This window comes from Peptacetobacter sp. AB800, from assembly GCF_047807365.1.
Lineage (GTDB): Bacteria > Bacillota > Clostridia > Peptostreptococcales > Peptostreptococcaceae > Peptacetobacter.
Genome location: NZ_JBLOUI010000062.1, coordinates 1 through 9,051 on the forward strand (window position 1 = coordinate 1; position 9,051 = coordinate 9,051).

A 9,051-nucleotide genomic window follows, 5' to 3' on the forward strand; every position below is an offset into this window, starting at 1 on the left:
TAATTGTGGAGCTAAATTTGAATACAAAAAAACTGACAACCGTTAGGTGTCAGTTAAAGGTACTGTCATAAGAACACCTTTTAAAGGTGTTCTATGGCAGTATTTTTTTATCTTAAAATTATTTAAAATATTTATGATAAAATATATTAATATCCAACAATATGTTATATAATATTGAGAAATAACAAAATAAACAATAAATAAAAAAATTCTCAAAAAATTTAATAAAACAAACAAAATAACACAGATTTAGCCTAAAAAAAGTAAATAAGGTGTATAATATAGTAAACATCAATAAAGATATATATGTAGTAAATAATATAAATTTAGAGAAAAAAAGAAGGAGGTATAACTATGATACCTGGATTAAAAGAACAATTAGTAGGTTTAATAAACGAACCTGGATATGTTCCACTAAAAATGGAAGAACTAGCAAAAATATTTGACATACACACATCAGAAAGACCAATGTTCTACAACTTCATAGAAGAATTAGAGCAGGATGGATATGTAGTTAGAACTAAAAAGAATAAAATAATGTCTGCAGAACAGGCAGGACTTTTTGTTGGAAAGTTTGTTGCACACGAAAAAGGATTTGGATTTGTTGAATCAGATGAAGAATTTGTTCAGGATTTATTCATTCCAGCGGACTATGTAGAAACTGCAATGCATGGAGATAGGGTAGTCGCTGAGGTTGTAAAGGAAGCGACTGATGAAAGAAGAGCAGAAGGGAAAATACTTAGAATAGTTAAGAGAGAAATAACTGAGGTTGTAGGTACTTTCCAGAAATGCGATGCTAGATTTGCGTTTGTCGTTCCAGATAGCAAAAGACTTACAAAAGACGTATACGTTCCAAAATCAGGATTTAACGGTGCAACTACTGGGGACAAAGTTGTCTGCAAGATAACTTTATATCCAAGAGCTGGCAAAAAACCAGAAGGAGTTGTAACTGAAGTTATAGGGAAAAAGGGAGATAGATACGTTGAAATAGACTCTATTGTAAGGGCAAATAATTTACCTGATGATTTCCCTAAAAAAGTTCAGAGAGAGGCAGAACAGATAACTGCTCCAACAGAGGCTGATTTTGAAGGAAGACTTGATTTAAGAGATTGGAATATATTCACAATAGACGGTGACGACGCTAAGGATTTAGACGATGCTGTTTCTGTTGAAAAATTAAAAAATGGAAACTACAAACTTGGGGTACATATAGCAGATGTAAGCCATTATGTAACTGAAGGCAGCAAAATAGACAAAGAAGCTCTAAAAAGAGCAACTTCTGTTTATCTAGTAGATAAGGTAATTCCAATGCTTCCAAAGGAATTATCTAACGGTGTTTGCAGTTTAAATCGGGGCGAAGATAAACTTGCACTTTCTGTAATAATGGAAATAGATAGACATGGTACTGTTGTGGACCACGATATTAGAGAAACTGTAATAGATTCAAAAGCGAGAATGACTTACACAGAAGTGTCTGACATTCTTGAAAAAAATGACGAAAAATTATGCAAAACATTTGCTCACTTAGTAGATGATTTTAGAACTGCTGAGGAGCTAGCTAGAATACTTATGGATAAAAGAGATAGAAGAGGTGCAATAGACTTCAACTTCCCAGAATCTAAGATAGTACTTGACTCTGAGGGAATTCCCGTTGATATAGAGCCTTACGAAAGAAGAATAGCAAACAGAATGATAGAAGAATTCATGCTTGTTACAAATGAAACTGTTGCAGAACACTTCTACTGGTTAACAATGCCATTTGTCTACAGAATTCACGAAAACCCATCTGATGAAAAAATGGCTACTTTAGGAAAATTCATATCTAGTTTTGGATACAAAGTAAATAATGGAAAAGATGAAGAAGTTCATCCAAAGGCATTACAGACTGTTCTTAAAAAGATAGCTGGAAAACCAGAAGAAAGTGCGATAAGTGCGATAATGCTTAGATCTTTAAGACAGGCGAGATATTCTCCAAACTGCGAAGGTCACTTTGGACTTGCAGCAAAATTCTACTGCCACTTCACTTCTCCAATAAGAAGATATCCTGACCTTCAGATACACAGAATTATAAAAGAAGTGATAAATGGAAGAATGGATAAAAAAGCAAAGGCTCACTTTGAAGCAGTTGTTTCTTATGCATCAGACCATTCATCTGAACAGGAAAGAGCAGCAGATGTTGCAGAAAGAGAAGTTGACGATTACTACAAAGCAGTATACATGGAAAAAAGAATTGGTCAGGAATATGACGGTACTGTTTCTGGAGCTACAAACTTTGGTATATTTGTAGAGCTACCTAGCAGTGTTGAAGGTCTTGTAAGACTTGCCGATATGGGAGATGACTACTACAATTACGACGAGGAAAACTTCTGTGTTCTTGGAGAAAGAACTAAGAAAATGTACAAAATAGGTGACTCTGTAAGAATAAAAGTAGTAAACGTAGATATAGATAGAAAAGAAATAGACTTCAAGATACTTAAAAAATATTAAGGATATACGCATATTAATTTGTTCTGGAGGTGTTTGAGTTGATTTCAGAAAATGGCAACCTACTAAAAAAATTAATAAAAGATGGAAGACCTGTATCGGAAGCTTCTAAGGAAAATTCAAAATCTATAGAATCTGAGTATCTAAAAAATAGATTGAAAATATCTAAATTCGACGTGAGCGAATTTGGGATAGATGAAGAATTTGACGAGAGAATAATTAAAGAAGCGTGCAGGCTTTCTGATGAACGAATTGAATACGAAATTAATAAAAGAGTTGATTTGAGGGATTTAAAAACTTTTACAATAGATGGGAAAGAGTCAAAGGATTTGGACGATGCAATAAGTATTAATAAAAATTTTAATGGGAATTATATTTTGGGCGTTCATATTGCAGATGTGAGCCATTATGTGAGAGAGTATAGCTGTATAGATAAAATGGCTAGAAGAAGGGCTACATCTGTATACCTTAATGATAGAGTTATTCCAATGCTTCCACCAGAGATTTCAAATGGAATATGTAGCTTAAATCAAGGTGAGGAGAAGCTTACTTTGTCAGTATTTATGGAAATTGATAAGCATGGAAGAACTGTAAACCATTGGATTTGTGAAAGTGTGATAGCATCTCATCTAAGAACAAATTACGATGATGTATCGGATATAATTGAAAAAAAAGATACTAAATTAATTGAAAAATATAGAGATTTTTTGGAGGATTTTTATGAATCTGACAAACTTGCAAATATTTTAAGGGAGAAGAGAATAAAAAGAGGAGCTTTAAGTTTTGATACTCCGGAAAAGAGGGTTATTTTGGACGAAAATAGAATTCCAATAGACCTTATTACAGAAGAGAGAAGGGCAGCAAATATTATAATCGAGGAATTTATGATTGTTGCCAATGAAACTGTAGCAAAGCATTTTATAAATGAGGAAATTCCTTTTATTTATCGAATTCTAGAAAATCCTCATAGAAATAAAAATAAAGTTCCTTCTACATTCGTAACTACTTATGATTTGGGACTTAGAGAAATTGAGTTAGACGAAATAACACCTTTAGATATTCAGAGAATGATAAACAGCGTTCCAGATGAAGGTGTTGAGGAGCTTTTGAAGTGTATAGTGAGAAAGGCAAATAGACAAGCGAGATATTCTAGCTCTTGCACAGAACACTACACACTTGCTACAGACTGTTATTGTCACTTTACTTCACCTATCAGAAGATATCCTGATCTTCAAATTCATAGGATAATCAAAGATTATTTGAATGGAAGAATGACAGAAGCTAGAAGACAGCACTATGGAAGTTTTATCGAGGAAGTAGCTGAAATAAGCACGTTGAAGGCGAGAACTGCAGATAGGGCTGAAAGAGAAGCAGAAAACTATTATAGAAAAATATATAGAGCAATTCAAGAATCGTATTTGATGAGATAAATAAAAATTTATATGTTAATAACTATCAGGGATTGAAGTCATAGACAAACTCCTCTCCAGCTTCGACGTGTGTACAAATAAAAAGCTTTGTTATAAAATTTCCTCACGTCTCCAGATTGTCGAGAGCGTTTTGTCTATGAACTTCAATCCACCAAGTTAGTTATTATTCCTATAAAATTTGATTTGAACAGAGCCTATGATTAACTGTTGTAATATTTTAATTTTATTATATTAAAAAGACCATTAGCAAAATGCAATGGTCTTTTTTGTTTAAAATGAATTTTTGAAATTTAGTCTATATTTTTATCCCAAAATGGCTTTTTATAAAATTTATCTATTAGCCATTATTTAAAGTATTGTTGAGAAAAGCAATATACTTGCAACACCAACGACTAAAGATATTGTTATAGATTTGAATTTTGCAGCTACAGGTATTAGTACAAGTAGTGCTAGTATTTTGGGATTTGCAAGTGTCATAAATAGTGCATCGTCTTTGAAGAATACGTCTTTTGCAACTAGTGCGCTAAGCATTGCAACTGGAACGAATTTTAATACTTCTTTTAACCAATTTGGCATTTCTTTATCTGCAAATAGAAGAAGTGGAAGTACTCTTGGAACGTATGTAACTGCGCCCATTCCGAGGCAAACTAATAATATTGACATACTACTCATCTACCACAACTCCTTTCTTTTCTTCTGAAACTTTTAATATTTTTTCAATTATAAGCCCTGATGAACAAGCTATTATAGGTGCAACAACCATTATTAAACTACTCTGAGTTATGCTGTAAAGTACTATAAATGATAAAATTGAAATAATTGCCACTAAAACATACACAAAGTTTTTAATTGCGCCCATTATCATAGTTGTAAATAGAGCTGTTATTATAAATCCTGAGATATATGTGTCTATGCTGATGAAGTTTCCTAAGAAAGATCCTGAGCAAAAACTGATTAACCAAATAGCTAGACATAAGTAATTTACAAGCATTGCTCGTGTATCATCCCAGTTTGTAGATATGTATTTTTCGTAGTTTACTGCAAAAGTTTCATCAGTTAAACCTAGTCCAAAAGGAAGTATGTATTTCGGACTTTTATTTTTTATAACCATATTTAAGTTTGAACTCATTAAGAAATGTCTTAGGTTGATGATAAATGTAGTTATTATTATTGAAGTAACTGGTGCTCTAGAAGCTATCATTGAAGCTGCTATATACTGAGCACTTCCACCGAAAACTAATAACGACATAAGGAATATAAAGAATAAATTTAATCCTGCTGCATTTAATAAAATACCACCAACTAATCCAATTGGAACATAGGCGATAAAAATTGGTATAGACGCACGAAAAGCATCTCTGAACGCATCCTTGTTCACAGACTTAAACATAAAAAAATCATCCTTTCTTTATTTAACAAATTTCTAACAATCTAACCACCTATATTATATAGTAAAATAGAGGAAAATGAAAGAGATTCGAGTATATTATTCAATTAATATGCTTAACATAATAACAAAGTATTGCAAATTTTTATTTGCCACTTTTAGAAGAGAGTAAATTTATAAAAGATTAAATAAAAAGGACTATTGCAAATAATTGCAACAGTCCAGCTTTTTATTAATCTATTTCATTATTATCCATGCCTGAGTTTCCTGGCATTATTCCATATCCAAATTCTCTGTAGATTGAAGATGTTGGAGCTAACCAAACTTTACCAGTTCCAGTGTAAGTATTTAAGAATCCTTCACCGCTCATTGCAGATTTGAACAGTGATTTCTGAGATTTAGTAACAGTGAAATTAACAGATGCAGTTCTAGCAAATGAGAAGTCGCCGTCAACTTTTAATTCTTCAGTTCCGTCAAGTTCGTATTCTACGATTTCATTTTTAGGAATAGATAATTCTAGTACTAATACTCCTGTTCCAGAAACCCGTAGCTGGAAAATTCCTTCACCACCAAGTACAGCAGAAGAAACATTTTTCTGAGAAGCTGCTTTTAATTCAAGTGAGTCAGAGCAGCAGTAGAATACACCTTTATCTATTATAATTGTTTCGTTGTTTAATTCCATGAAGTAGTAGTGCTTGAAAGATGGCTCTAAGTAGATTTCGCCACTTCCTTTGTATGAAGGTTTAACTAAAGATTCACTAGTTAGTGCACCAGAGATACCTTTTTTGAAAAATCCTCCAACACCGCCCATTTTTGTATCAGAAACAAAGTTACCTTTAGAGTAGTAAAGAGCACCGGCTTCTGTTTTTATTGATGAATTGTTTAATTTTATTCTAACTATTCTCGATTTTAGTCCTGATTGTTTTGCAAAGTATAGCGCCATTGCCATAGCAGGATCTGAAGCACCATCTAAATTATCGAATTCAAGTACTTCAAAAGTAGAGTATCCGTCGCTTACACTTTCAATAACTTTCATTTTTTCTTTTAAATCCATATAATCAACCCCCTTCAAGAGTTTGGAAAAATAATTTTTTTGCTTATAAAATAGCGGAATAAATACTGAAAATTCTATCAATATTTATACTTTAATTATATTATATTTTGTTTTGCTGATAAAGATTTTTATTTATCATTGAAAAAAAATTTTGCAAATTGATGACTTTAAATTGGAGATTTAAAAATTTGAAATCATTAAAAAATTAGCGTAGTTAGTTTTAATTAAAAATAAATTTTCTTAAATAATTGACACAAATTTTTTGTTGTGATATAGTATAAGTTAGCTTAAAAGTATTTTTGTGAAGAAGGTGAGAAGATATGGCAGGAGTAAAGGTACTTGCGACTAATAAAAAAGCTAGACATGAGTTCTTTATAGAGGAAACTTATGAGTGTGGTATAGAATTAAAAGGAACAGAAGTTAAGTCTATCAGACGGGGTAGAGTCAATCTAAAAGAAGGATACTGCTCAGTTGATAATGGCGAAGTATTTATGAAGCAGGTTCACATAAGTCCTTATGAACAGGGAAATATCTTCAATGTCGATCCTCTTAGAGTTAGAAAACTACTTCTTCATAAACATGAGATAAGAAAACTTATCGGTGCAACTACTGTTAAGGGATACTCATTAGTTCCTTTAAGTATGTATTTAAAAAATGGTAGGGTTAAGGTTGAAATAGCTCTAGCAAAAGGTAAGAAATTATACGATAAACGTCAGGATCTTGCTAAGAAAGATGCTAAGAGACGTATAGAAAGAGAAATGACAGGTAAATATTAATTATTTGTGTTTTATGTGATTAGTGGTATAATATACTTACATTAAAGTATATTAATACTTAATATAAATAAAAGCTTTTAGCTTTTAAAAGTTAATTATGGTTTGTGTAATACACCGATTTACTTCCACGGACGTAAATGCTTCTTATAATAAGGGGGTGTAAAGGTTTCGACGGGGGTTTAGCACCTGAGGTGGCGTGTCGTGTTACTCTGGGTCACGTAAAAACTGGGGAATTTAAAATAAACGCAAACGATAATTACGCATTAGCTGCCTAATTGCAGCTTGTCCCTCTTAACCCTCCTGCCGGTTAAGACTGGACATCATCTATGCAGGGAACTACTTTTTGGATGCCGCGACTAAAAGTGGACTAATTGTGGCTGGTTGATAGTATAGCCTGTTGCTCGGCTATGCTTGAGACGAGATAAATAAAGAGACAACTACACACGTAGAAGCAGCAGGGAAAGAGCTTTCGGACAGGGGTTCGACTCCCCTCATCTCCATTTAAGAAAAACATCGACTTTTATAAGTGATGTTTTTCTTTTTTTTGCAAAAATTATCAAAAATAAACTTTGAAATAAGGTATATATATAATAAAGCTGAAAATAAAAGAAAATAAAATAATTAATATATTACGAAAAAAATGATTGAAAAATAAAGCTGATATTAGTAAATAAAGATAGAAAGTATAATTAAATTAAGTAGAGATTGTATATATAATAACAAAAAGTGTATACTATTTAAAAGTTACTAAAATAATATGAATAATAAATTTAAGTTATTAAAATTTTCTAAGGAAAACGATAACTTATAAAAATAGATAAAAAAAAGTAATAATAATTAGTAAAAAATGAAATGATAAGTAAAAAAAATAAATGAAATGAAAAAAAAGTTTCGGAAAATGTTCTGAAAAGCTTTACACTAAATAATGAATATGTTATATTATAGACAAATAACAGGCCTGTATAAAAAAACTCAAGGAGGAACTAATATGTCAGTTTTTGAAATGCCAAAATATAGACATCCAGACTTTTCAGAAGAAATGTTTGTAAATGCACCGAATGCTAAATATGAAGAAGCGGAAAAAGATGGAGTACTACCAGAATACTATCACAGTACTTCTATGTACCCAGAATATTTTAAAATAGATGGAGAATGGAGACTTGCAGAAGAAAGCCGTATGGACTCTTGTGTAATACTTCAGGACGACGGAAAACTTGCTGTTGTAGAAGCAAGAAACGTTAAAAAAGGCGATAAAGTAATGTTAGGTAGAACTGAAAGATGCGAAGAAGGAGTATATATGTACTGCCACGGATTTGAAGAAGCTACAGAAGCTTTAGATGACCAGTTCGTATTCCGTCAGGGAAGAAGCCGTGAAACATCATATGCTAGAGATTATGATAAATTATTTGAACTATTAAAATATGAAAAAGAACATGGTGGAAAAATAGTTTGGGTTATGGGACCAGCATTTGCATTTGATGCTAATGCAAGAGCAGCAATGCAGGCTCTAGTTGAAAATGGATATGCTCATGGACTATTAGCAGGAAACGCATTAGCTACTCATGACTTAGAAGGAGCTTTATTACATACTGCTTTAGGACAGGATATATACACTCAGAAATCTCAACCTAATGGACATTACAACCACTTAGATGTACTTAACAAAGTTAGAAGAAGTGGATCTATACCACAGTTCATGAAAGATTATGATTTAAACGACGGAATTATATGTAGTTGTGTAAACAACAATGTACCTATAGTTCTTGCTGGTTCTATAAGAGATGACGGACCACTTCCAGAAGTTTATGGGGCGAATTGTCAAGCTAAGTGCAACAGTTTATCATAAAATATCTCGAAGGGTGTTTTAAACCCTAAACATTTTCTTGGTCTAGTATTTAGTTTATACTCAACTAACTGAAC

7 protein-coding genes, 1 other RNA gene and 1 pseudogene are annotated in these 9,051 nt (G+C 32.2%); 5 read left to right on the forward strand and 4 right to left on the reverse strand.

All coding sequences use genetic code 11. The annotated features are described in order from the left end of the window. Positions 1-354: 354 nt before the first annotated feature. Both rnr and ACK2WN_RS11570 read left to right on the forward strand, forming a co-directional pair. On the forward strand, positions 355-2,487 hold the full coding sequence (gene rnr, locus ACK2WN_RS11565) for a ribonuclease R (protein WP_416155653.1): 2,133 nt from the start codon (positions 355-357) through the stop codon (positions 2,485-2,487). A gap of 38 nt (positions 2,488-2,525) precedes the next feature. Beyond that, positions 2,526-3,914 (forward strand): ribonuclease R family protein, encoded by a 1,389-nt coding sequence (locus tag ACK2WN_RS11570; protein WP_300529384.1) that lies wholly within the window; start codon positions 2,526-2,528, stop codon positions 3,912-3,914. A 348-nt stretch (positions 3,915-4,262) separates the two neighbouring features. Here ACK2WN_RS11570 and ACK2WN_RS11575 read toward each other — a convergent pair whose 3' ends face one another. The 3 genes from ACK2WN_RS11575 to ACK2WN_RS11585 all read right to left on the reverse strand — a co-directional run bounded on the left by ACK2WN_RS11575 (position 4,263) and on the right by ACK2WN_RS11585 (position 6,355). Further along, positions 4,263-4,586 carry an AzlD domain-containing protein gene (locus ACK2WN_RS11575; protein WP_300530803.1) on the reverse strand — a complete coding sequence of 108 codons (324 nt, stop codon included), beginning with the start codon at positions 4,584-4,586 and terminating at the stop codon, positions 4,263-4,265. Then, positions 4,579-5,304, reverse strand: a complete 726-nt coding sequence (locus tag ACK2WN_RS11580) for an AzlC family ABC transporter permease (RefSeq protein ID WP_329999430.1) — start codon at positions 5,302-5,304, stop codon at positions 4,579-4,581. Before ACK2WN_RS11580 ends, ACK2WN_RS11575 begins: the two co-directional genes overlap by 8 nt. Positions 5,305-5,533: 229 nt before the next feature. Then, positions 5,534-6,355, reverse strand: coding sequence for an AIM24 family protein (locus ACK2WN_RS11585; RefSeq protein ID WP_300530799.1), 822 nt, complete (start codon positions 6,353-6,355; stop codon positions 5,534-5,536). Between the two features lie 320 nt (positions 6,356-6,675). On the opposite strand from ACK2WN_RS11585, the gene smpB reads away from it, so the two are divergent. The 3 genes from smpB to ACK2WN_RS11600 all read left to right on the forward strand — a co-directional run bounded on the left by smpB (position 6,676) and on the right by ACK2WN_RS11600 (position 8,977). Then, entirely contained in the window at positions 6,676-7,131 is a 456-nt protein-coding gene (gene smpB, locus ACK2WN_RS11590; protein ID WP_118549326.1) for an SsrA-binding protein SmpB, read from the forward strand. Between the two features lie 153 nt (positions 7,132-7,284). Then, positions 7,285-7,634, forward strand: a transfer-messenger RNA (tmRNA) gene (gene ssrA / locus ACK2WN_RS11595). A gap of 485 nt (positions 7,635-8,119) precedes the next feature. Continuing rightward, positions 8,120-8,977, forward strand: coding sequence for a hypothetical protein (locus ACK2WN_RS11600; protein ID WP_416155654.1), 858 nt, complete (start codon positions 8,120-8,122; stop codon positions 8,975-8,977). Here ACK2WN_RS11600 and ACK2WN_RS11605 read toward each other — a convergent pair. Then, a pseudogene (locus tag ACK2WN_RS11605) lies at positions 8,950-9,051 on the reverse strand (IS30 family transposase); the annotation flags it as partial. The gene ACK2WN_RS11600 and the pseudogene ACK2WN_RS11605 overlap by 28 nt on opposite strands.